Genomic DNA, 21,460 nt, shown 5'->3' on the forward strand with positions numbered 1-21,460 from the left:
AACATAAATTACAAATATTAATTAAATAAAAACCTATAAATAAATTATTTTACAAATTAAATAATCATATGTATAAATGTATGAAAAATTCATTCCAAAATGTTTTGCCCACAAAAATATAACATTGTATACATTAAAATACAAAGGCAGAATTAACTTTTATTAATGAATAATAAAAATTTGAAGAAAACAAAATTGAAAAGTAAAGCTTAAGGGAGTAAGTAGTTCTTATACAGTTCGGATGTAAATCTGCCGTTTACAATGTTTTTAAAACTAGCAAATACAATAAAATTAAATAAAAATAATGCAATGATAAAAGCGTATATCGTTTTTTTGGTGTTCGCAGAAACCACATACATCGTATTGGGTATAATAATATATGCAAAGCCGATAAAAGCACCTGCCATTCTTGAAGAAAATATACTATTGTTTCTAAACACAAAATACATACAGATCCCTATCACTGCATACACTTTGTGATATTCATAATACGGAAATTTCTCCATCATTTCATCATCAAACGTAAACAGGAAAAATGTAAGAATCGCCAACATACCTTCGGGAATACCAATACCTCCATTCAATCTCTCAGCAGACTGATTCATATACCCGTTGAAACCTTCTACAAGCATACTGTCTGAAGCAAAACCAGTCAGAAAATCTCCGAATACCCTATAAATCTCAAATGGCGAAGCAAAAATCGAAGCGATGATTAAAATCAACATCAAATACTTATTCAAAGGAAGGCGAACAAGCCAGTACATTGGTATAAACAGATAACAAACATTGTGAATGCCTGAGGCTATGAACATCCAGAAAAGATAAAGAATAAGTTTTCTCTGTTTGATGTATCGCAACGCAAAATACACAATAAAAGTTCCGAGATTTTGCCTTATCTGTCCGCTTTCCCCAATAAAAAACCCGGGAATAAACATAAATAAAGTAAACGTAAAAGGATAAAAGGTATTATCATCTGTGTATTCTACTTTAAAAAATACAGCACAAATAGCAATGACTAATGTAAGTATGTAAAATGGAGCATTAAATACATTGAGCAATACTTTATTGATTAATGCAAATAACCATTCCAGATCTACATTTTCAGAGCCTTGTATATGCAGCGCTTTCAGGAAAATATTAATATATTCTTTACTGTCAGCATATACGTAAATCATTACATAACTTCCATAATCCGGACCCACATTCTCACGAAGACCGGCAACGATCATCAGATAAATCCCTAAAAACCAAAACCATTTTTTCGGCACCTTATTTCCAAAGACTTCCTGAACGCTAAAAAATAGCATATAGACAATAGCAATCAGATAATAAGGGTGCAATAAACTCATCGCTTAATTATATAGTTTTTTAAAATCATGACACGCTATTACTACTCCTGTCAGAATAAGTGGTAAAAATAATCGTACTTCCCAAAAAAGTCCGACCAAAGTGATCATGCCAATATAAGGTAATGAAAAGAATAAATATTTCTTGAAAACCAGTTTATTTTTGTCGTCTGCGCAAAGTTTATACATAAAATAAAGTACAACAGCCGAAAACAACAATCCTGCAAGATTAAAAGGGCTTGTAAAATTAGCAACAATATAAATTCCTTCCATGAAAGAAGATTTTTCTTCTTGATTCAAAAAGATTCTCAAACCTAAATATGGCATCAGGAAAGATAAAAGTAAAGGGATCACTTTCCAAATAAATTGAAAATTTTTCTGCTTTATTTCTTTTAAACTGAAAAAAACGGCAGCAAAAAAAGCAATATTTAAGCACGCAGTTTCTCTTACTAAAGTTGACACTGCAATAAGAATAATCAGCAGATAAAAAAACAGGTTTCTGTTGGTATGATGATATTTCAAAGTCAAAACAATTCCTACTAAATAACAAAACAAAGCAATCGTATCGCAGTTTGAAGGCGTATACTGAGTCATCACAATAAAGAAAACCATCAAAAGATGAACAATTCTTCTCATCATAATATTCGAAAAAAAATCAAACGATCTAAATTTCAAAATCGCATTAATAATGACCGAACTTAAAATAAAAAACACGGTATTCGTCAAAAAGAGACCGTGATAAAATGGAGTTCCATTTTTAATGAAAAAATTTTTAAAAGGTGACAACAAAGGATTATTGATGCAATACTCCATTAAATCTGTCATATAAATGCTCAGGTAATTAGGAATTATTCTGTATGAATATACCGAAGAAAATAGAAAATCCGGTGGTCTTTCGGAAGTTTTAAAATGAGTGTAAGAAGACTCGAACCCATAATACGACATGAAAAACAGCAGAAACGGTAAAATTACTACAGACAGAAATCCGGAAAATTTTTCATCAAATGTTTTCAACATACAAAACAGTTGTGCCTTTAAGGATAATTTCTTGCCAAATACAACCTGACAATGGGGAACTTTTACAAAAGTAAAAGTTTTTTTCATTTTACATTGAATATTTTACTGATTTTCAGTGAAAACTTATAATATAATTGTTTGAACTACTCCATAAAAATTTAAATTTGCAAACCTGATTTGAGAAACTCATGCATCGTTTTTTCATCCATTTATATTACCTGATTTCCAAAAATCGTCCTATTTCCCTTGCTGTAGCGTTGGGAATATTAATAATTTGCGGTTTTTTTGCCTCAAAAATTAATTTTGAAGAAGATATTAATCAAATTATTCCGAAAAACGAAAAATCTGATCTAACTGCAAAAGTTCTGAAACAACTCAACTTTTCAGACAAAATCATTGTCATTATTGAAAAAAAATCAAAAGACGACAATTTTCAGCTTTCTGAGACTGCAGATACTTTCCTAAATAAAATTGAACCTTTACATAAATACATCGGCTCTGTTCAGGGAAAAGTAAATGACAATGAAATTTCTGAAACTTTCGATTTTGTCAATCAGAATCTTCCTTTGTTTTTAAACGAAAAAGATTATGCAGAAATTGAAAGAAAACTCAATAAAGACAGTATTGCCAAACAGGTTGAGAACAACTATGTTTCGTTGGTTTCACCTACAAGTTTAGTGACTAAAGAATTCATTAAAAAAGATCCGCTCGGAATTACTTTTTTAGGAATCAAAAAACTGAATGCGCTAAATATCAGTAAAGATTTCAAGCTTGAAGACAACTACATTGTTACCACAAACGGAAAAAATCTGTTGCTTTTCATCGATCCTAAAAACAAAAGCAACGACACCAAAAACAACGAGCTTTTCGTCAATCAATTAAACGAAATTAAAGACGAAATCAACAAAACTTTTAACGGAAAAACCGAGATCAGCTATTTTGGTTCGCCTGTAATTGCCGTTGCCAATGCCCAACAGATCAAGAAAGACATCCAGAATACAGTTATTATTTCGATGACGGTTCTGCTGATTTTGCTGATGTACTATTTCAGAAACTTCTTCACGCCGTTGATTGTGTTTTTGCCGACTGTTTTTGCGGTTTTCATTTCACTGATGATTCTATACTTTATTAAAGATAAAATCTCGGCAATTTCCCTAAGCGTTGGCGCGATTCTGATCGGGATCACCATTGATTACGCCCTTCACATTCTTACGCATTACAAGCACAATAATAATATTGAAGAGCTTTATAAAGAAATCACGCAACCCATTATTCTGAGTAGCGCAACGACAGCGGTTTCGTTTTTATGCCTGGTTTTTGTTCGTTCTGAAGCGTTGAAAGATCTTGGTCTTTTTGCTTCGATTACGGTTTTCCTGTCTTCTTTTGCAGCGTTGATTATTGTTCCGCAACTGTATCATCCGAAAGCAGATAAAGAAAAAACCAACACCAATTTCATCGATAAAATAGGAAGCTATCCTTACGAAAAGAACAAACCTTTGATTATCGGATGCTCTATAATTATTATTGCGTGCCTTTTCGGTTTCAGACATGTTGGCTTCAATGAAGATATCGGCGATCTTAATTATATTCCAAAAGATTTAAAAATAAGTGAAGCCAAGCTTGAAAAATTATCTGATATCACTTCAAAATCGATTTATACCATTTCTTACGGAAATTCTGAAAGTGAAGCATTGACAAGAAATTCTCAATTGAGTCAGTTTTTGGAAAAGGAAAAACAGGAAGGGAAAATTTTAAGCTACAATTCGATTGGAAATGTAGTTCTATCCGAAAAAGATCAGCAGAAAAAAGTAGAACAATGGAATCAGTTCTGGAATCTGAACAAAAAAGACGAAATCATTTCTGAGTTGGTCAACAATGGAAATAAATTTGGCTTTAATGCTTCGGCATTTGATCAGTTTAATGAAAATTTAAATAAATCTTACGCCACTTTAAGTTTAAAAGATTACTCAACCATCAAAGCCTTTCAAATTTCAGAATTTCTGAGCAATGAAAAAGGATTTTACACCGTTTCGAATGTTGTAAAAGTTAATGAGAAAAACAGAGACGCATTCATCAAAGATGTCGAAAAAAGCCATGAAGCTTTAGCAATCGACCGTCAACAGATGAATGAGAACTTTTTAGGTTTGCTGAAAAGAGATTTTAATACACTGATTAATTATTCTCTTTTAGCCATTGTTTTAACGATTATTGTTTTCTTCAGAAATTTCGAGCTTTCGCTTTTAACGATGTTTCCGATTGTTTTAACGGGAGTTGTCACCGCAGGAATGCTCTATTTTTTAGGATTGGAATTAAATATTTTCAGCACCGTCGTTTGTACTTTGGTTTTCGGGGTTGGGGACGACTTCAGTATTTTCCTGACAAAGGCAATGCAGAAAGAACATACAACCGGTAAAAATGAACTCCCAACTTACAGAACATCCATTATTCTGGCAGTTTTCACTACTATTTTATCGATTGGCTCATTGATTTTTGCCAAACATCCGGCTTTACATTCTTTAGCTTTGGTTGCTTTAATCGGTATGTTTTCGGTGATTGTGATTACCTCAACTCTATATCCGTTTTGGTTCAGATTTTTAATTATCAACAGAGCAAAAAAAGGATTATCGCCAATTACTTTGAGGCTGTTTTTAAATTCGCTCCTTTCATTCATCTATTATGGCTTAGGCGGATTGATATTTTCTGCAATCGGCAGTATTTTTGTGAAAAGATCGAAAGGAAAAACTTTAGATTTCATTAAATTAATTTTAGCGAAATTTTTGACTTCAGTTTTATATTCGAATCCGTTTGTGAAGAAAAAAGTCATTGCAAATCCGAATGAAGATTTCAGCAAGCCTGCAGTAATTATTGCCAACCACACATCTTTTCTAGACACTTTGGCCTTAGGAATGGTCAATCACAAGATCATATATCTGGTCAATGATTGGGTTTATCATTCTCCGATTTTTGGAAAGTTGGTCAGAGCTTTAGGTTTTTATCCTGTGTCTCAAGGTATCGAAAATGGTATCGATCAATTGAAAGAAAAAATTGAACAAGGATATTCTCTTGTTGTTTTTCCTGAATCTGAACGCTCTTATACGAATGACGTAAAAAGGTTTCATAAAGGCGCATTTTATATTGCTGAACAATTTAGTTTAGATATTGTTCCTATTTACATTCACGGAAATTCTGAAGTACAGCCAAAAGGAGATTTCATTATTTACGACGGAAGCATCACCGTAAAAGTGGGCGACAGAATTCATAAAGACGATTTAAATTTTGGCGAAAATTATTCTGAAAGAGCAAAAAAAATCAATGCTTATTTCAGGGAAGGATTTGCCAAATTGAGAAATGAAATTGAAGATGAAAACTACTTTAAAAATAAACTACTTTTAAGTTTTTTATATAAAGAAAACGAAGTAATAAAGCCTGTAAAAGAAGATTTCAGCAAAAATAAATCGTCTTATTTTGAGCTGAATAAGCATATACCAAACGATGCCACTATATTTCATATTGCGGATGATTTTGGGCAGAAAGACTTTTTATTAACCTTACAACAGGCAGGAAGAAGAGTTTTCAGTTTAATCACCGATAAAGAAAAAAGATTGGTTGCAAAAAACAGTTATCTGGTACAGAGAAGAAAAATTTTTTACGTTGATAATCAGGCTCAAATCAATAAAAAAATTGACACCCTTTTAATTTCTGATCATAATTTTAATCTTAATAGGATAAAAGATTTTCCGGAGACTGTTATTTTATTGAATTGCGAAAATAAAACTTTTGAAAACCCCGATTATAGAGAGGTTGTTATTTCAGAATCAATAAAAATATTTAGGCACGAATAATAAATATGAAAATCTTATTTTTGTAATCCATAAAATTGATTAATGCAAAAAAATATACTTGTCATTTATTACACTCAAACCGGGCAGCTCGAGGATATTATAAAAAATATCGCACAGCCGTTTGAAGATAAAAAAGACGAATATAAAGTGACGTATTACAACATTCAGCTCAAGAAAGATTTTCCTTTTCCGTGGCCGAGTGATGTTTTCTTCAACACTTTTCCCGAATCTTATTTACAGATTCCCAGCGAAATTCTTCCGCCGCCGGAAGAAGTGCTCAATACTAAATTTGATTTGATACTTTTTGGATATCAGGTTTGGTATCTTACGCCATCAATTCCGATTATTTCATTTCTGAAAAGCGGATTTGCAGCAGATATTTTAAAAAACACCCCGGTGGTTACCATTTCAGCAACCCGAAATATGTGGATGCTTTCTCAGGAAAAATTAAAAGTATATTTGAAGAATTTTGAGGCTAAACTGGTAGGAAACATTGCATTGGTCGACAGAAGAGATAATTACACAAGCGTATTGACCATTCTTCGTTGGATGACGACCGGGCAAAAAGAAAAATCAGGCATTTTACCTGCTGCCGGAGTTTCGGATGAAGAGATCAACGGTGCCGGAAAATACGGCAAGATCATTGAAAATCATTTTGAGAATAATAACTTAGCCAATCTGCAGCCTGAGCTGGTAAAAAACGGAGCTGTAGAAATAAGAGCTTTTCTGGTAAGAGTAGAGAAAGTAGGCAACAAAATCTTTACAATCTGGTCTAATCTGATCATTAATAAAAAAGAAAAGCGACCATTGCTGATAAAATTCTTTAAGGTATATTTGATGGCAGCAATTTGGATAATCTCACCTATTGTGTTGATTTTTCATATATTGCTTGCTCCAATTTTATGGTCAAAAAGACAAAAACAGAAAAAATATTTACAAGGAATTAATTTAAAATAGAAATGTACGACGTATTTATAACAAAAGCTTCAACATACTTGCCAAATGAGCCGGTTTCTAATGAAGAAATGGAGAGCTATCTTGGCTTGGTAAATAATACACCTTCAAAAGCGAGAGCTTTAATTCTAAGGAACAATAAAATCAAAACAAGATATTATGCTTTAGATAAAAACGGAAATGCTACGCATACCAATGCACAGATTACGGCAAAAGCTGTGGAAGGTCTTTTTGATGAAAAATTCAATAGAGCAGATATGCAGTTGCTCTCTTGTGGAACGTCTTCTGCAGATCAGATTCAGCCGTCGCACTCGTCTATGGTACACGGTGAGCTAAACATCGGAAAATCTATCGAAGTAAATACAGCTACCGGACTTTGTAACTCAGGAATGAATGCCTTAAACTACGGTTTTCTGAATGTAAAAGCCGGAATTAAAGATAACGCAGTCTGTGTAGGCTCTGAAAGAATGTCTGCATGGATGACCGCCGATAAATTTAATCATGAAGCTGAAAACTTAAAACTTTTGGAAGAAAGACCAATCGTCGCTTTCAAAAGAGAATTTTTGAGATGGATGCTTTCTGACGGAGCCGGTGCATTTTTATTGGAAAACAAACCAAGAGAAAACGAAACTTCTTTAAAAATAGAATGGATCGATTTCTATTCGTATGCTCACGAGATCGAAGCGTGTATGTATTCAGGATGTGAAAAACAGGAAGACGGAAGCTTAAAATCCTGGGCAGAATATCCTGCTGAAGAATGGCTGAACCAATCTATTTTTGCTTTAAAACAGGATACAAAACTTTTAGATAAGTATATTTTGGTGAAAGGTGCAGAAAGTTTACGGGCATCTTTTACCAAACACGATCTCGACCCAGATTCTATCGATCACGTTTTAGCACACATTTCTTCTGGCTATTTTAAAGAAGGATTAAAAGAAGAATTTGCCAAAGTAGGTCTCGATTTCCCTTGGGAAAAATGGTTTTACAATCTTTCGGAAGTTGGAAACATCGGAGCCGGATCTATTTTTATTGCAGTTGAACAGCTAATGAATTCCGGTAAACTAAAAAAAGGAGAAAGAATCATGCTTTGCATTCCGGAAAGTGGAAGATTTGCTTATTCTTGTGCTTTATTAACGGTTTGCTAATGAATATTTCTTTACCAACATCTGACCAGGATTTCGTAGAAAATTTAATTCCTCAGAAGTTTCCTTTTGTGATGGTAAATAGCATTTCAGAGTATTCTGAAGAGCATTTGGTTTCAGGATTTACGATTAAGGAAGAAAATATTTTTGTGCATGAAGGAGTTTTTCAGGCTTCAGGCTTGATCGAGCATCAGGCGCAAAGTGTAGCGCTTCATACGGGATATAAATTTTATCTTTTAGGAAAAGAAGCTCCTACAGGATATATCGGCGCCATTAAAACCTTTCAGGCTGAAACTCTGCCGAAAATTGGAGATCAACTGGTTTCTGAAGTGAAAATCATCAATGAAATGATGGGTGTAACTTTGGTTCAGATCAGCACGACGGTTAATGATCAAGTGATCGCAACGGCTGAAATGAAGACGGTAGTAAAATAAATTTAAACAGTATTCGTCAGTTCGAGTAAAATTTTGCAAGAATTTGTATCGAGAACTTTAATCAAAAACTTCTCGATACGATTTATCAAAATCTACTCGAAGTGACGTTATCAACAATAGGTTTAAAAAAAACCAATGGAATTAAAAGAAGAAAACCTCATCAATATTCATCATTTTTTGCCTCATCGCAATCCGATGTTAATGGCAGATTATATTCTGGAGCTCACTCCGGAGAAGGTGGTGACTTCTTTTGAAATTACTCCAGACAATATTTTTGTACACAACAATCAGTTTGTACAAGCAGGATTAATTGAACATTCAGCACAAACTTCATCTTCGATTCTCGGACAAAGCTTTTTTGAAAATCCGGAATCAAATACTAAAGTAATTGGCTTTATTACCAACATTAAAAAAATTGAGGTTTTCGGGTTGCCGCAAGTTGGTGATAAGATTATTTCTAAAGCCTCATTGATCTCGAAATACGAAAATATCTGTAATATCTTTTGTGAAACTTTTCTGGATGATCAACTGCTGATTCGTACACAGATTAGTTTGTTTATTCAGGAAATAGAATCATAGAAATGTTTATAAAAAATACGAGAGTCAACTTTAAAAGTTGGCTTTTTTTATTGATCAGATTATAGATATATTTGGTAAAAATAAAGTTATGAGCATAAAAGTAAGATTCTATTCGTACGACATTGAATTTGAATTTGAAAACTCGGTAGAATTTCCGGTAGCCCCGCAAGTTGGCGATGAGGTAAACCTGATTTCTTTTTTTAAATATCAAACCTCTGAAAGAATAGAATATTATGAAAATATGGAAGATCTCGGTTTATACAACAACGCCTTGGTTATTGAGCGAACCTGGCATAATGATCTTGAGAAGAACGAAATTTATCTTTTAGTTCAGTTGAAGTATAAGAGGAGATAAAATTCCGGGATAAAGTTTCAACCAAAAAAAAGTGAGACATTTCTGCCTCACTTCAAACAATTTATATTAATGAAAATTAATATCCAAAGATTTCTTCTAAAGTCACTTCTTTAAATTCTCCCATTTTGTTAATAGAGTCCATTTTCAGGTTTTCTCTTTTCCCGATAATGGCTGTGTTATACTTCAATGGCTTAATTTCTGTGTTATAAAAACCTGTTAATTGAGGTAAAGTCAACGATTGAATTTCAGCATAAATATCTTTTCTGATATCATAATCAACGCCCAGTTTTTTAAGAGCCAATTGATTGTAGAAAATATTGATTCTGTTGATTCTGTTTGACGCAATTTGCTTTAAAGCCGAACCTTTAGAGTTCTCAAACTGAGCCGGAATCTGAGGAAAATCGGCCATCAACTCATTCATTGCAGTTACCGCTAAAGGCAATTTATTAGACTGCGTCCCGATATAATTGGTAACATAGTTCGGATGGTCTTTTTCGTTCGCTGTAGCATAAGAAACGTAAGCAGAGTACGCCAATGACTTACTTTCTCTAATTTCCTGGAATACGATTGATGACAAACCTCTACCAAAATATTCGTTGAAAACATTGGCTTTACCAAAGTCGTTGATATTTACCTCGCTGCCTTTCGCTATTTTAGACATTTCCATTTGTACCATGTCGTAGTTGGCAAAATAAACAGTTCCTCCAGTTGCCGGTTCTGCGTATACTTTAGCTTTTGCAGGCTGCAAAGTTGCATTGGTAATAAATGGTTTTACCGCTTTCTCAAGATCTTTCTGGCTTTCTCCGTAAATGAATACTTCGTAAGGATAATTATTTAAAGTCTTGATTTTCGACATCAATTCGGTTACATTGATGTTTTGAAGACGTTCTTTAGAAATAATATCAGTCATTCTGGAATCTTTCCCGTACTTAGCATAGTTGGAAAGTGCTGCCATAATTCTTGTCTTGTCTTTTTTGGCAACAGCTCTAGATTCAAGAATTGTTTTTACGGTCTGATTGTAGATTTCCTGATCTGCTTTTACATTTTTCAGCCAGTGATTCAACAATTCTACTCCTTTTTTCATATTTCCTTCAAGACCGGTCAATGTAATAAAAGTCTGGTCATTTGAAGTTCTGAAGCTGTTTGAAATTCCTAATTTGTAGAATTCTTCTTTCAATTGCTCCGGAGTATATTTATCGGTTCCTAAGTATTGTAAAACACTTACACCTAAAGAAAGTTCTTTGTCATTATCTGTTCCGAAAGGAAAAATATAACTTACCTGAGCAACTTTATTGTATTTGTTATTTACGAAACTTACTTTCTTATCTTTGATCTGAGTCGTTGCAATTGCAGTTTTATAATCTACAAACTGAGGTTTGGTGTCTGCAACTTTTGTACTTAAAATATCTTTAAGGAAAGGTGACTGCGCATCTCTATTCAGTTTAATCGGCGTAATGCCCGGGTTTTCTACACGAACCAGTTTATCATTCACCCCTTTCTCCTTGTAGATCACAACATAATTATCTTTAAAGAAATCATTTGCAAATTTTACAATGTCAGCTTTTGTAATTTTTTCAAACTGATTGATTTCGTCAAGCTCTTGTTCCCAAGTTCTTTCACCAATATAAGTGCCGTAAAGCGTTGTTGCCAAACCATCTGCAGTTTCCCAACCTTTCATACGCTGAACTCTCATATCGTTTATGATAGCTTTCAACATCCAATCCGGAAACTCCCCTTTTTTAATTAAATCAATCTGAGCAAAAAGCAGTTTTTTGGCATCATCAAAACTCTGCCCCTCTTTCGGAGTAACATACATATTAAATGAACCGTATGTTTTTAAAGGATTTGCATAAGCTCCCGCTCCTAAAGTTGCTTGTTTTTGGTTAATATTAAGGTCAATTAAACCTGCATCACCGTTGTTACTTAAAATCTCACCTACCATCGTTGCCAATCTTGCCTCTTTAGTCCCGTTAGAATCTGTTCTCCAGGCGATTGTCATTCTTGGTGTAGATGGGCTTTTTACAGTTCTGCTTACAACAGAAGTCATTGGTTCTTCCGAAACCATTTTCTTCATTGGTAATTCTTTGTATTTGAATGAACCGAAGTATTGATCAACTAATTTTATAGTTTTATCAAAATCAAGATCTCCAACCAAAACTACTGCCATATTATTAGGCACATAATACGTGTCAAAATATTTGTGAATAGCTTCCATTGAAGGGCTCTTCAAATGTTCTGAAGTTCCGATCGTCGTTTGCTGTCCATTTGGATGTTTTGGAAAAAGAGCGTCCATTAATGCATAATTTACCAAACGTCCGTCGTTATCCTGCGCTCTGTTAAATTCTTCGTAAACCGCCTCTAATTCTGTATGGAAAAGCCTTAAAACCAATTCCGAGAAACGTTCTTTTTCAACTTTTAGCCATTTTTCAAGTTCGTTTGCAGGGATATTATTTTTGTAGACAGTTTCATCCAACCAAGTATGAGCGTTGGTTCCTGTTGCTCCCAAAGATGAAATTGCTTTGTCATATTCGTTTGCAATTGCGAATTTTGATGCTTCCTGAGAAACCTCATCAATTTTTTTATAAAGTGCTTTTTTCTTTTCAGGATCTTTTTCGGCTTTATGCTGTTCGTACAGATCAGAAATCTGCTTTAAAATAGCTTTTTCTTTTGCCCAATCCTGAGTTCCCAAATGGGAAGTTCCTTTGAAAACCATGTGCTCCAAATAATGAGCAAGACCGGTATTGTCACCAGGATCATTATTAGAACCTGTTCTTACCGGAATATATGTCTGAATTCTGGGTGCATCGTCATTTTTAGCAAGATATACCTTCAAACCGTTTTTCAAAGTATAAACCCTTACTCCAGACTGGTCATTTTTCACAGTTTCGAAACTGTAACCCTGAGCATCCGTTTGTTTCTGTGTTTCAAATTTTTGTGCGGCTGCGTGAAACATCACAAAAAGAGAAAGAGAAATAAAAATTTTCTTCATATGAAATTGATTACTTTAATTACATTAGTCTCTACAGTTTTTGTTTCGTTACAAATCGTTCATACAATAAAGCAACTTCACCCGCGTTTGATATATAATTAAATATATTATGAAAAGAAAAACTTTAAACATTCTTACCGTATCTGCAATTATTACAACAATCGGCTTTCTGATGGATGGTGATATGAAAGAACCAAGCATGACAATGCGCTTTACAGAATTTTTTGCGATGATGACGATGTTATTTTTAGCAATATCAGCAATCTATCTTCCAGTAAATTCTTTAACAAAAAGACTGCAGAGAATACAAAACTAAAATTGAATTACCTATTTATTGTTAGAGCGCAGAGATTTTCTTTGCGTTTTTTTACTTTATCCACTAATGCTTTTGTTTTCAAACTCCTTCTGATAATTTGCTTAATACCATGTCCTGCATTTTTACTATTTTAGCGGATTATTAAGACAATAATTAATAGAATTTTCGGGTGAAAAAACAAGACATTCCACAGGACGAAAGTAATCTTCAATCAGCAAATATGACCGAAATGTTGTACGTTACTGATGAGAATAACAATTACACAACTGCTCAGAGTATCGGTTGGGAAGCTAAAAAAGCAGCCCTTGACGAATCGATGGAGCTGATCAACGAGCGTATCGAAGAAGCAAGACAGAATGTGGCAAACAATTTGGTAAGTCCTATCGTCTATTTTATGGAACTAAATAAAATGGATATGCAGGTTTTGGCAGCTTATGTTAATATGTGGCAATGGACTGTGAAAAGACACGCAAAACCCAAAACTTTCAAAAAACTCAACGATTCTACTCTCAAAAAATATGCAGATGCATTTGATATTTCGGTAGATGAATTAAAAAATTTCAACGGAAAATAAAAATGAAAATCAATTTTGAACACCATCAGACTGCTCATTGCGAAAACGGTGTTGCCTCCAATCTACTTCTCAACAGAGGTCTAAAACTCAGCGAACCGATGATTTTCGGAATCGGCTCGGGATTATTTTTCGTGTATTTACCTTTCTTAAAAGTCAATTTTGCACCAGGTTTTAGCTACCGTCCGATGCCGGGTGCTATTTTCAGCAAAGCGGCAAAAAGATTGGGAATTAAAATAAAAAGACAAAAATTCTCAAATCCTCAGGAAGCTCAAAAAGCTTTAGAGAAAAATTTAGAACAAAATATACCGACAGGTTTACAAGTAGGCGTTTTCAACCTTACCTATTTTCCTGAAGAATATAAATTTCATTTCAATGCCCACAATCTGGTCGTTTACGGAAAAGAAGACGGGAAATTTCTTATCAGCGATCCTGTAATGGATTTTGCAACCACATTATCCGAAACGGAACTAGAGAAAGTACGTTATGCCAAAGGCGCACTTGCTCCGAAAGGTCATATGTATTTCCCAACACACATTCCAGAAAACGTAAATTTGGAAGAAGCGATTAAAAAAGGAATTAAAGACACCTGTAAAAATATGCTGGCTCCCGTTCCGATTATTGGCGTAAAAGCAATGCGCTGGGTAGCAAAAAGCATCCCGAAATGGGCAGAGAAAAAAGGCACGAAAGTAACCAACCATTACTTAGGACAATTAATCAGAATGCAGGAAGAAATCGGAACCGGCGGTGGCGGATTCAGGTTTATTTACGGTGCTTTTTTGCAGGAAGCATCTGTAATTCTAAAAAATGACGAATTAAAAGAATTGTCCAAAGAAATCACTGCAATCGGTGACCTTTGGAGAGATTTTGCCGTAGATATTGCCCGCGTTTACAAAAACAGAAATTCTAAAAGTGATATTTACAATAAGCTTTCAAAATCGATGCTGCATATTGCCGATTTGGAAGAAGCATTTTATAAAAAATTGAGAAAAGCGATTTAAACTTGTCAATGTGAAATTACTAAGAAGGCAATTTAGAAATTGATGAAAACAGTATATCAAATAATTATATTTTCTATTTTCTTTACGTCGTGTAAAGAAGAAAAATATAAGTACGACATTTCTGACTTTCGAACTGAATTGAGACCTTCTTTAAAAAGCCTATCAAAAGAAAAATCGCTTCCATCTCAAGATACGATTGCAAGAAACTTTATCGAGAAAAATGCCACAAAGGAAGAACTTATAAAATTAATGGATTCAAAAAGTCCATTACTTAGGGTTATCGCATATAGAACAATAGTAAATAGGCAGGAACCTGAATATTTTGATTTATTAACAAAACATCTGAGTGACACAGCAAAAGTAACTTGGTGGTATTATGAAGACGCAGGAAACAATTTTTATGTTTCTGACTTAATGATTAGAAAAGCTCACGATAAAAATGGTTTATCCCCGATTCAAAAAAAATATTTAGTGGAAAAAGTCATGCGCGAACATCCTTATTTAGAAACCTCTATCTGGATGATTCAAGACATTAGTCCAAATGAAAAATATTATAATTTGATTAAAAAAAGAGCTGGATTAAAAAGAGATAGGTGCGGAGAACAATTATCTGCATGTTTTGCTTTAAGTAAATTTAAAAAGAAAGAAGATGTAAATTTGCTTTACGAGGTTTTCAATCAAAACATTAAAAATCAATATTGCACAACCTTGATTTTTAGAAGTATCGAAAAGTATCCAAACGAAAAATTCTTTCCAATTTTAGAGGACTATTTTAATCGAAAAATAAAAGGAAAACTTTCAACAGAGGAGAATATATTTGATGATGTATTATATTTTTCAAGAGCAATAGCTTCATTTAAAAATGAGAATGCGTTATCGATTTTGAAATATATAGAACAAAACAATACTTATATCAACAAGCCGTATTGGCCACCTTCAAATAAAGAATATGTATATAAAGCTTTACTTATAAATTACGATACAATTTATAATGATTTCATCAAACAGATTGCAAAGGAATTTAAAAAAGAAGATTTAAGTAAATTCCGATTTGGACAGGATTTACTTGAATACAATGAAAAGCCAAATTGGTAAAAACATTAATAACTAGTTTTTTATGTTTAGAAGTATAACGCAAACTTCTTTTAATCATTTTTAAAATAAAAAATGTCAAATTTCATCATCGAAATAAAAAATCTTTACAAGAAATACAAAAATTCGGAAGACTTTTCGGTTAATGATATTTCTTTGAACATCGATAAAAACGAAATCTACGGAATTCTCGGTCCGAACGGAGCGGGAAAAACCACCTTGATTTCTATGCTTTCAGGTTTGATTAAGCCAACCTCAGGAAGTTTTACGATCAACGGATTATCACCTAAAAAAGACAGTTCGAAAATTAAACAAATCATTGGTGTTGTTCCACAGGAATATGCACTCTACCCGACCTTGACTGCGAAAGAAAACCTTTTGTTTTTTGGAAGCTTGTATGGTTTAAAACATAAAAATCTTCATAAAGAAATCGATGAAGCTTTGGAATTGATGGGCTTAACGAAATTTGCCAATAAAAAAGTCGACCAGTTTTCGGGCGGTATGAAACGCCGTTGCAATCTGATTGCAGGAACGCTTCACAATCCTAAAGTTCTGTTTCTGGACGAGCCGACCGTTGGTGTGGATGTTCAATCGAAAAAAGCAATCATTGATTATCTTTTGGATTTAAATAAAAAAGGCACGTGCATTATTTATACTTCGCATCATCTTTCGGAAGCGGAGGAATTCTGTACAAAAATTGCCATCATCGATCACGGGAAAATCCATGCGACAGGAACACCGCAAGAATTGGTGGAAAGAGTTGCCAATGCTGAAAACCTTGAAGACGTTTTCATTTCATTAACCGGAAAAGAATTGAGAGATGTTGTATAAATTGTGGAGAAGTTTCATCAAAGAAATTCAGTTGCTGAAAAGAGATTCGGGCGGAATTGTCATTATATTTTTAATGCCTTTATTGCTGATTATTACAATTACCTTAATTCAGGATTCAACATTCAAAAATCTGGAAGGCTCAAAAATCCCGATTATTTTTATTGACAACGATAAATCTGAAGTTTCCAAAGTCATCAAAAAAGAACTGGAAACCAGTAAAACATTTGAACTTGTCACCGATTACAACGAAAAATCGGCGGAGAAAGCTGTTTTCACAGGTGATTATCAAATGGCCATCGTTATTCCTGAAAACTTAACGAAAGATTTAAATTCAAATATCGATTCTAAAGTTCAGACCGTCGTAAGCTCATTTGGCTTAGAGCCTGATTCGACAGTGACAACAGCCGTTGCCTCAAAAGCGAAAGACATTCATCTTTATTTTGACCCCGCAACCAACGCTGGTTTCAAGAATTCTGTAATGAATGCCATCAATAAAATGGTTTTTGAAATTGAGAATAAAAAAATATACAAAGCCTTTCAGGAACAGTTGGGAACAACGGAAGACCTCGAAAATAAAAGTTTAATTACTTTTAAAGAAATCACTCCGAACAAAGGCAAAGAAGAATTGATGCCAAATTCCGTGCAGCATAACGTTCCGGCTTGGGCGTTGTTTGCGATTTTCTTTATTGTAGTGCCATTGTCCATTAATTTGGTCAAAGAAAAAAGTCAGGGGACGAGCGTGAGAGTTCGAGTAAGCCCGACACCATATTACATTCATATTTTAGGAAAAACGTTTACGTATCTTATTATTTGTATCATCCAGTTTTTACTGATGGTTGCAGTGGGAATCTGGCTATTCCCATTGATGGATTTGCCTCAGTTTGATGTTTCAGGAAAGATGCTGCACCTTCTTATTGTTACATTATTTGCAGGCTTGGCAGCGATCGGATTTGGGGTATTGATTGGAACGGTTTCTGATACACAAGAGCAGTCGGCACCGTTTGGAGCTACTTCGGTGGTGGTTTTGGCAGCGGTTGGCGGAATTTGGGTTCCGGTTTTCCTGATGCCAGAATTTATGCAGAAAATTGCGCAGTTTTCCCCGATGAATTGGGGCTTAAATGCGTATTACGATATTATTTTAAGAAACAGCGGCATTAGCGAAATTGCCAAAGAACTGATTTTCTTATTTTTATTTTACATTGCGATGGTAACCATCTCTTTACTTTACGAAAGAAAACAAAATGCAGTCTAAAGATTTAACTTGTACTGAAGAAGTACGCGTACGTTTCAATGAGACAGATCCTTTGGGAATTGTTTGGCACGGTCATTACATCGTGTATTTTGAGGACGGAAGAGAAGCTTTCGGAAGACAGCACGGTTTAACCTATCTCGACATTCAGAAAGCTGGATTTGTAACGCCGATTGTAAAAAGTACGTGTGAACATTTTCTTCCATTAAAATATGGCGAAACATTTAATATTGTAACAACTTTCGTCAATTCTATTTCAGCGAAATTGATTTATAAATACGAGATTTTCAATCAGGAAAACAAATTGGTTTGCAGCGGCGAAACCATTCAGGTTTTTTTGGACTCTGACAATAACTTATGTCTGTACAATCCTGAGTTTTTTCAGACCTGGAAAGATAAAATGGGATTATAGCCGATTTTTAACTGTTGGCTTTTCAAAATATGAATCTAAAATTTCATAATTAATGAACAGAGAAATTTACATTACAGATTACAACTGCGTCACACCTTTAGGTTTTGATGTAAAATCAAACTGGAAAGCTCTTTTGGAAGGAAAATCCGGAGTTGCATTGCATAAAGTTATTGATAATCACGTTGCCTTTTTTGTTTCTAAAATTGATTCTGAGAAATTAGAAATTGAATTTAACAGATTCTTCGACTCCGCTCAGAATGACAATTTCACAAGACTTGAAAAAATGTTTTTACTAAGCCTAAAACCTTTGGTGGAAAGACATAATATTACAGAAGAAACTGCTTTCATTTTATCTACAACAAAAGGAAATATCAGTTTATTAAAAAATAAAACAGATTTACCGGAAGGCGTTTACCTTTCCAATTTAGCCCAAAAATTAGCTGATTTTTTTGGGTTTAAAACCAAACCAATTGTAGTTTCCAACGCTTGTGTTTCTGGAGTGATGGCGATTTCTGTAGCGAAAAATATGATTCAGGCAGGAAAATACAAAGATGCTTTTGTCATTGCCGGAGATGAAATTTCAGAGTTTGTGATTTCAGGATTCAATTCTTTTCAGGCGATTGGAAGTGAACCTTGTAAACCTTATGATAAAAACCGTAACGGAATTAATATTGGTGAAGCAACAGCAGCGGTTTATATTACTTTAGAATTAAATCAGAACGAAAAATTTAAGTTTAAAGTTTTAGGTGATTCAGCCATTAATGATGCCAATCATATTTCGGGTCCTTCAAGAACCGGTGACGGATTGTTTGCAAGCATTCAAAATGCAATGAAAGAAGCAAAAGTTTCCGCCGAACAAATCGATTTTATTTCCGCTCACGGGACGGCAACACTTTATAACGACGAAATGGAAGCCATCGCTTTCAACAGAATGGAATTACAAAATGTTCCTCTGAATAGTATGAAAGGATATTACGGACATTGTTTAGGAGCATCTGGTTTGTTAGAAAGCATCATTTCTATGGAAGCTGCTTTACAAAACACTTTAATCCCTTCTAAAAATTTTGAAGAAATAGGCATTTCACAGGATTTGAATATTATTAAAGAAAATCAATCGGCAGAAATCAAGTATATTCTGAAAACAGCTTCAGGTTTTGGCGGATGTAATGCGGCGATTGTATTTGAGAAGTTGTCTTAAAATAAAAATTGAGAAAATATCAGTAAATTTGTTTTGACTAATTTTGATTTTATGGAAAATTTTGTTACAGATATTAATGATTTAGATTTAAAAAAAACATACACTTACAGCGATTATATTTTATGGAAGTTTAAAGAAAGAGTGGAATTGATTAAAGGAAAAATTTTCAAAATGAGTCCTGCGCCCAATATATCCCACCAAGAAATCTCACGTAATATCAATCGCATTCTTGACCATTATTTTTTTAATAAATCTTGCAAAGTATTTTACGCTCCTTTGGATGTTCTGCTTACTGATAAAAAAAAATCTTCGGAAGAAAACGAAATCTATACCGTTGTACAACCGGACCTTTGCGTGATTTGTGATTTGGAAAAAATTGCTGATGGAAAAAAATGTGTAGGCGCACCAGATTTAGTTATTGAAATTCTCTCTCCCGGCAACTCTAAAAAAGAGATGGATTCCAAATTTGACCTCTATCAAGAATCAGGTGTTTTAGAATATTGGTTAGTTTATCCTGAGGAAAAGTCTATTAACATTTTTGTTTTGAAAGACAACAAATATATAGGCCTTAAACCAGTTTCTGAAGGACAGATTTTAACTTCATATATTTTCCCAGAATTGAAAGCGGATATGGATAAAATATTTATATAATCAATAGAATTAAAGTTTTAGGAAATGAAATCTACCTTGGAAATCAGAAAAAGAATTCACGAATTCATTGATATTGCAGATGAAAGAATTTTGCGAATCATCAACGGAATTTTAGATGTTGAGGAGCAGGAAGACAACTATCCTGCTGTTCCGGATTGGTATTATGAAAAGCTTGAAATTGAAAGAGAAAAACACTTAAAAGGCGAAACCGAATCTTATTCTTGGGAAGAAGTAAAGCAAAGATTGATGAAAGACTATGACTTATAAATTAATTTTAAAGTCAAAAGCTCACATTGATTTAGCTGAAGCAATTGAATATTACCAAAGTAAAAGAAAAGGTTTAGGTCTTAAATTTTTAAAATGTGTTCAAAAGTTCTTTGACAGAATTACCAAAAATCCGCTTCATTACCCTTTAAAGAGTAATCAATTTCGTGAGGCATACATTCAAAAATTTCCTTACGTTATCATTTATGAAATTATAGACAACGAAATTGTGGTCTTCTCTGTTTTCAACGCTCATCAAAATCCAACAAAAAAGCCTTAAACTTTTTGAAATTTATTAATGAAGAAAACAGACACTTGCAACATAAAAAGTTCAAAAATCATTCTCAACGACGAAATTATTTTTGAATCTCAAACAGAAAATTTCTCAGACTTTGCGAAAGAAGCCTATAAAAGTTTAGAACTGAATTATCCTAAATTTCATAAAATGGATAATCTCAGCAAACTGGCTTTTCTTGCCTCAGAGATGATTCTGAAAAACAGTGATCACAGCAAAACTGCTTTGGTTTTTGCTAACAAATCATCAAGCCTCGACACCGATTTTAAATATCAGGAAAGTATCAATTCACAGGAAAATTATTTCCCGAGTCCTACCGTTTTTGTGTATACTTTACCCAACATTTGCGTCGGCGAAATCAGTATTAAACATAAAATGCAGACCGAAAATGCTTTTTTCGTTTTAGATGAATTTGATGAAGATTTTTTAAACACTTATTCGGCACAGATTCTGCAATCAGGAAAAGCTGAAAAAGTCTTGTGCGGCTGGGTCGAACTTTATCAGGAAAGTTATAAAGCTTTTGTATATTTGCTTACTTTGTAATATAACAATATAACAATGTAACAGTTTACCAATAATTAATTACCTCAAACATCATTGGTACATTGTTAAACTGATACATTAGTACATTATAAATGAAATTTATTTTATGGAAGATTTAAAATTAGAATTAAAAACAAAAATAATAGAAGTTCTTAATCTTGAAGACGTTGCAGTTGAAGAAATCAAAGATACAGACCCACTTTTTGGGGGCGGTCTTGGATTAGATTCTATCGACGCTCTTGAGCTTATCGTACTTCTTGACAAAGAATACGGAATAAAATTGGCAGACCCAAAGAAAGGAAAAGAAATTTTCGAGTCTATCGAGGTTATGGCAAAATATATCCAAGAAAATAGAACAAAATAATTCAATCTAACACTG

The 21,460-nt window shown here is 33.7% G+C and carries 22 protein-coding genes; 19 read left to right on the forward strand and 3 right to left on the reverse strand.

What is annotated here, in order from left to right; translation table 11 throughout:
- Window positions 1–209: 209 nt before the first annotated feature.
- The gene (locus tag OH814_RS12240) at window positions 210–1,349 is read right to left on the reverse strand and encodes an EpsG family protein (protein WP_308828334.1); all 1,140 of its coding nucleotides are present in this window, start codon (window positions 1,347–1,349) and stop codon (window positions 210–212) included.
- Between the two features lie 3 nt (window positions 1,350–1,352).
- Complete coding sequence (locus OH814_RS12245; protein ID WP_308828335.1) at window positions 1,353–2,450, reverse strand: hypothetical protein; 1,098 nt, start codon at window positions 2,448–2,450, stop codon at window positions 1,353–1,355.
- A 101-nt stretch (window positions 2,451–2,551) separates the two neighbouring features.
- On the opposite strand from OH814_RS12245, the gene OH814_RS12250 reads away from it, so the two are divergent.
- The 6 genes from OH814_RS12250 to OH814_RS12275 all read left to right on the forward strand — a co-directional run bounded on the left by OH814_RS12250 (window position 2,552) and on the right by OH814_RS12275 (window position 9,669).
- The gene (locus OH814_RS12250) at window positions 2,552–6,205 is read left to right on the forward strand and encodes an MMPL family transporter (protein ID WP_308828336.1); all 3,654 of its coding nucleotides are present in this window, start codon (window positions 2,552–2,554) and stop codon (window positions 6,203–6,205) included.
- Between the two features lie 42 nt (window positions 6,206–6,247).
- On the forward strand, window positions 6,248–7,162 hold the full coding sequence (locus OH814_RS12255; protein ID WP_115620991.1) for a hypothetical protein: 915 nt from the start codon (window positions 6,248–6,250) through the stop codon (window positions 7,160–7,162).
- A 2-nt stretch (window positions 7,163–7,164) separates the two neighbouring features.
- The gene (locus OH814_RS12260; protein ID WP_076561911.1) at window positions 7,165–8,304 is read left to right on the forward strand and encodes a beta-ketoacyl-ACP synthase III; all 1,140 of its coding nucleotides are present in this window, start codon (window positions 7,165–7,167) and stop codon (window positions 8,302–8,304) included.
- On the forward strand, window positions 8,304–8,735 hold the full coding sequence (locus OH814_RS12265; RefSeq protein WP_308828337.1) for a hypothetical protein: 432 nt from the start codon (window positions 8,304–8,306) through the stop codon (window positions 8,733–8,735). Before OH814_RS12260 ends, OH814_RS12265 begins: the two co-directional genes overlap by 1 nt.
- Window positions 8,736–8,870: 135 nt before the next feature.
- Window positions 8,871–9,314: an ABC transporter permease gene (locus tag OH814_RS12270; protein WP_308828338.1), complete on the forward strand. Its 444-nt coding sequence runs from the start codon at window positions 8,871–8,873 to the stop codon at window positions 9,312–9,314.
- Between the two features lie 88 nt (window positions 9,315–9,402).
- Entirely contained in the window at window positions 9,403–9,669 is a 267-nt protein-coding gene (locus OH814_RS12275) for a hypothetical protein (protein WP_123886690.1), read from the forward strand.
- A gap of 76 nt (window positions 9,670–9,745) precedes the next feature.
- Here the strand turns inward: OH814_RS12275 and OH814_RS12280 are convergent, their stop codons facing one another.
- Window positions 9,746–12,658: an insulinase family protein gene (locus tag OH814_RS12280; protein ID WP_308828339.1), complete on the reverse strand. Its 2,913-nt coding sequence runs from the start codon at window positions 12,656–12,658 to the stop codon at window positions 9,746–9,748.
- A gap of 109 nt (window positions 12,659–12,767) precedes the next feature.
- On the opposite strand from OH814_RS12280, the gene OH814_RS12285 reads away from it, so the two are divergent.
- From OH814_RS12285 to OH814_RS12345, 13 genes are all read left to right on the forward strand, one after another.
- Window positions 12,768–12,974: a hypothetical protein gene (locus OH814_RS12285; RefSeq protein WP_279196828.1), complete on the forward strand. Its 207-nt coding sequence runs from the start codon at window positions 12,768–12,770 to the stop codon at window positions 12,972–12,974.
- A gap of 169 nt (window positions 12,975–13,143) precedes the next feature.
- Window positions 13,144–13,548 carry a hypothetical protein gene (locus tag OH814_RS12290; protein WP_308828340.1) on the forward strand — a complete coding sequence of 135 codons (405 nt, stop codon included), beginning with the start codon at window positions 13,144–13,146 and terminating at the stop codon, window positions 13,546–13,548.
- 2 nt (window positions 13,549–13,550) lie between these two features.
- Window positions 13,551–14,546: a BtrH N-terminal domain-containing protein gene (locus OH814_RS12295; RefSeq protein WP_279196829.1), complete on the forward strand. Its 996-nt coding sequence runs from the start codon at window positions 13,551–13,553 to the stop codon at window positions 14,544–14,546.
- Window positions 14,547–14,588: 42 nt separating this feature from the next.
- Window positions 14,589–15,641, forward strand: coding sequence for a hypothetical protein (locus tag OH814_RS12300; protein ID WP_308828341.1), 1,053 nt, complete (start codon window positions 14,589–14,591; stop codon window positions 15,639–15,641).
- Window positions 15,642–15,713: 72 nt separating this feature from the next.
- On the forward strand, window positions 15,714–16,469 hold the full coding sequence (locus OH814_RS12305) for an ABC transporter ATP-binding protein (protein ID WP_279196832.1): 756 nt from the start codon (window positions 15,714–15,716) through the stop codon (window positions 16,467–16,469).
- Window positions 16,459–17,721 (forward strand): ABC transporter permease, encoded by a 1,263-nt coding sequence (locus OH814_RS12310; RefSeq protein WP_308828342.1) that lies wholly within the window; start codon window positions 16,459–16,461, stop codon window positions 17,719–17,721. The genes OH814_RS12305 and OH814_RS12310 overlap by 11 nt, the downstream gene beginning before the upstream one ends.
- Window positions 17,711–18,130 carry a thioesterase family protein gene (locus tag OH814_RS12315; protein ID WP_115620981.1) on the forward strand — a complete coding sequence of 140 codons (420 nt, stop codon included), beginning with the start codon at window positions 17,711–17,713 and terminating at the stop codon, window positions 18,128–18,130. The genes OH814_RS12310 and OH814_RS12315 overlap by 11 nt, the downstream gene beginning before the upstream one ends.
- Window positions 18,131–18,182: 52 nt before the next feature.
- Window positions 18,183–19,328, forward strand: coding sequence for a beta-ketoacyl synthase N-terminal-like domain-containing protein (locus OH814_RS12320; protein WP_308828343.1), 1,146 nt, complete (start codon window positions 18,183–18,185; stop codon window positions 19,326–19,328).
- Between the two features lie 51 nt (window positions 19,329–19,379).
- On the forward strand, window positions 19,380–19,979 hold the full coding sequence (locus tag OH814_RS12325) for a Uma2 family endonuclease (RefSeq protein ID WP_076561924.1): 600 nt from the start codon (window positions 19,380–19,382) through the stop codon (window positions 19,977–19,979).
- Window positions 19,980–20,003: 24 nt separating this feature from the next.
- Entirely contained in the window at window positions 20,004–20,246 is a 243-nt protein-coding gene (locus tag OH814_RS12330; RefSeq protein ID WP_308828344.1) for an addiction module family protein, read from the forward strand.
- Entirely contained in the window at window positions 20,236–20,523 is a 288-nt protein-coding gene (locus tag OH814_RS12335; RefSeq protein ID WP_308828345.1) for a type II toxin-antitoxin system RelE/ParE family toxin, read from the forward strand. Before OH814_RS12330 ends, OH814_RS12335 begins: the two co-directional genes overlap by 11 nt.
- A gap of 18 nt (window positions 20,524–20,541) precedes the next feature.
- Entirely contained in the window at window positions 20,542–21,081 is a 540-nt protein-coding gene (locus OH814_RS12340; RefSeq protein ID WP_308828346.1) for a 3-oxoacyl-ACP synthase, read from the forward strand.
- 106 nt (window positions 21,082–21,187) lie between these two features.
- Window positions 21,188–21,445: a phosphopantetheine-binding protein gene (locus tag OH814_RS12345; protein WP_123886679.1), complete on the forward strand. Its 258-nt coding sequence runs from the start codon at window positions 21,188–21,190 to the stop codon at window positions 21,443–21,445.
- Window positions 21,446–21,460 lie beyond the last annotated feature (15 nt).

Origin of the sequence: Chryseobacterium sp. CFS15, from assembly GCF_031118795.1 — a bacterium.
Lineage (GTDB): Bacteria > Bacteroidota > Bacteroidia > Flavobacteriales > Weeksellaceae > Chryseobacterium > Chryseobacterium indoltheticum.

Bases quoted from the DNA above. Each gene is read 5' to 3' on its own strand.
- OH814_RS12240 (WP_308828334.1), bottom strand. From the start codon at position 1,349: ATGAGTTTATTGCACCCTTATTATCTGATTGCTATTGTCTATATGCTA.
- OH814_RS12245 (WP_308828335.1), bottom strand. From the start codon at position 2,450: ATGAAAAAAACTTTTACTTTTGTAAAAGTTCCCCATTGTCAGGTTGTA.
- OH814_RS12250 (WP_308828336.1), top strand. From the start codon at position 2,552: ATGCATCGTTTTTTCATCCATTTATATTACCTGATTTCCAAAAATCGT.
- OH814_RS12255 (WP_115620991.1), top strand. From the start codon at position 6,248: ATGCAAAAAAATATACTTGTCATTTATTACACTCAAACCGGGCAGCTC.
- OH814_RS12260 (WP_076561911.1), top strand. From the start codon at position 7,165: ATGTACGACGTATTTATAACAAAAGCTTCAACATACTTGCCAAATGAG.
- OH814_RS12265 (WP_308828337.1), top strand. From the start codon at position 8,304: ATGAATATTTCTTTACCAACATCTGACCAGGATTTCGTAGAAAATTTA.
- OH814_RS12270 (WP_308828338.1), top strand. From the start codon at position 8,871: ATGGAATTAAAAGAAGAAAACCTCATCAATATTCATCATTTTTTGCCT.
- OH814_RS12275 (WP_123886690.1), top strand. From the start codon at position 9,403: ATGAGCATAAAAGTAAGATTCTATTCGTACGACATTGAATTTGAATTT.
- OH814_RS12280 (WP_308828339.1), bottom strand. From the start codon at position 12,658: ATGAAGAAAATTTTTATTTCTCTTTCTCTTTTTGTGATGTTTCACGCA.
- OH814_RS12285 (WP_279196828.1), top strand. From the start codon at position 12,768: ATGAAAAGAAAAACTTTAAACATTCTTACCGTATCTGCAATTATTACA.
- OH814_RS12295 (WP_279196829.1), top strand. From the start codon at position 13,551: ATGAAAATCAATTTTGAACACCATCAGACTGCTCATTGCGAAAACGGT.
- OH814_RS12300 (WP_308828341.1), top strand. From the start codon at position 14,589: ATGAAAACAGTATATCAAATAATTATATTTTCTATTTTCTTTACGTCG.
- OH814_RS12305 (WP_279196832.1), top strand. From the start codon at position 15,714: ATGTCAAATTTCATCATCGAAATAAAAAATCTTTACAAGAAATACAAA.
- OH814_RS12310 (WP_308828342.1), top strand. From the start codon at position 16,459: ATGTTGTATAAATTGTGGAGAAGTTTCATCAAAGAAATTCAGTTGCTG.
- OH814_RS12315 (WP_115620981.1), top strand. From the start codon at position 17,711: ATGCAGTCTAAAGATTTAACTTGTACTGAAGAAGTACGCGTACGTTTC.
- OH814_RS12320 (WP_308828343.1), top strand. From the start codon at position 18,183: ATGAACAGAGAAATTTACATTACAGATTACAACTGCGTCACACCTTTA.
- OH814_RS12325 (WP_076561924.1), top strand. From the start codon at position 19,380: ATGGAAAATTTTGTTACAGATATTAATGATTTAGATTTAAAAAAAACA.
- OH814_RS12330 (WP_308828344.1), top strand. From the start codon at position 20,004: ATGAAATCTACCTTGGAAATCAGAAAAAGAATTCACGAATTCATTGAT.
- OH814_RS12335 (WP_308828345.1), top strand. From the start codon at position 20,236: ATGACTTATAAATTAATTTTAAAGTCAAAAGCTCACATTGATTTAGCT.
- OH814_RS12340 (WP_308828346.1), top strand. From the start codon at position 20,542: ATGAAGAAAACAGACACTTGCAACATAAAAAGTTCAAAAATCATTCTC.
- OH814_RS12345 (WP_123886679.1), top strand. From the start codon at position 21,188: ATGGAAGATTTAAAATTAGAATTAAAAACAAAAATAATAGAAGTTCTT.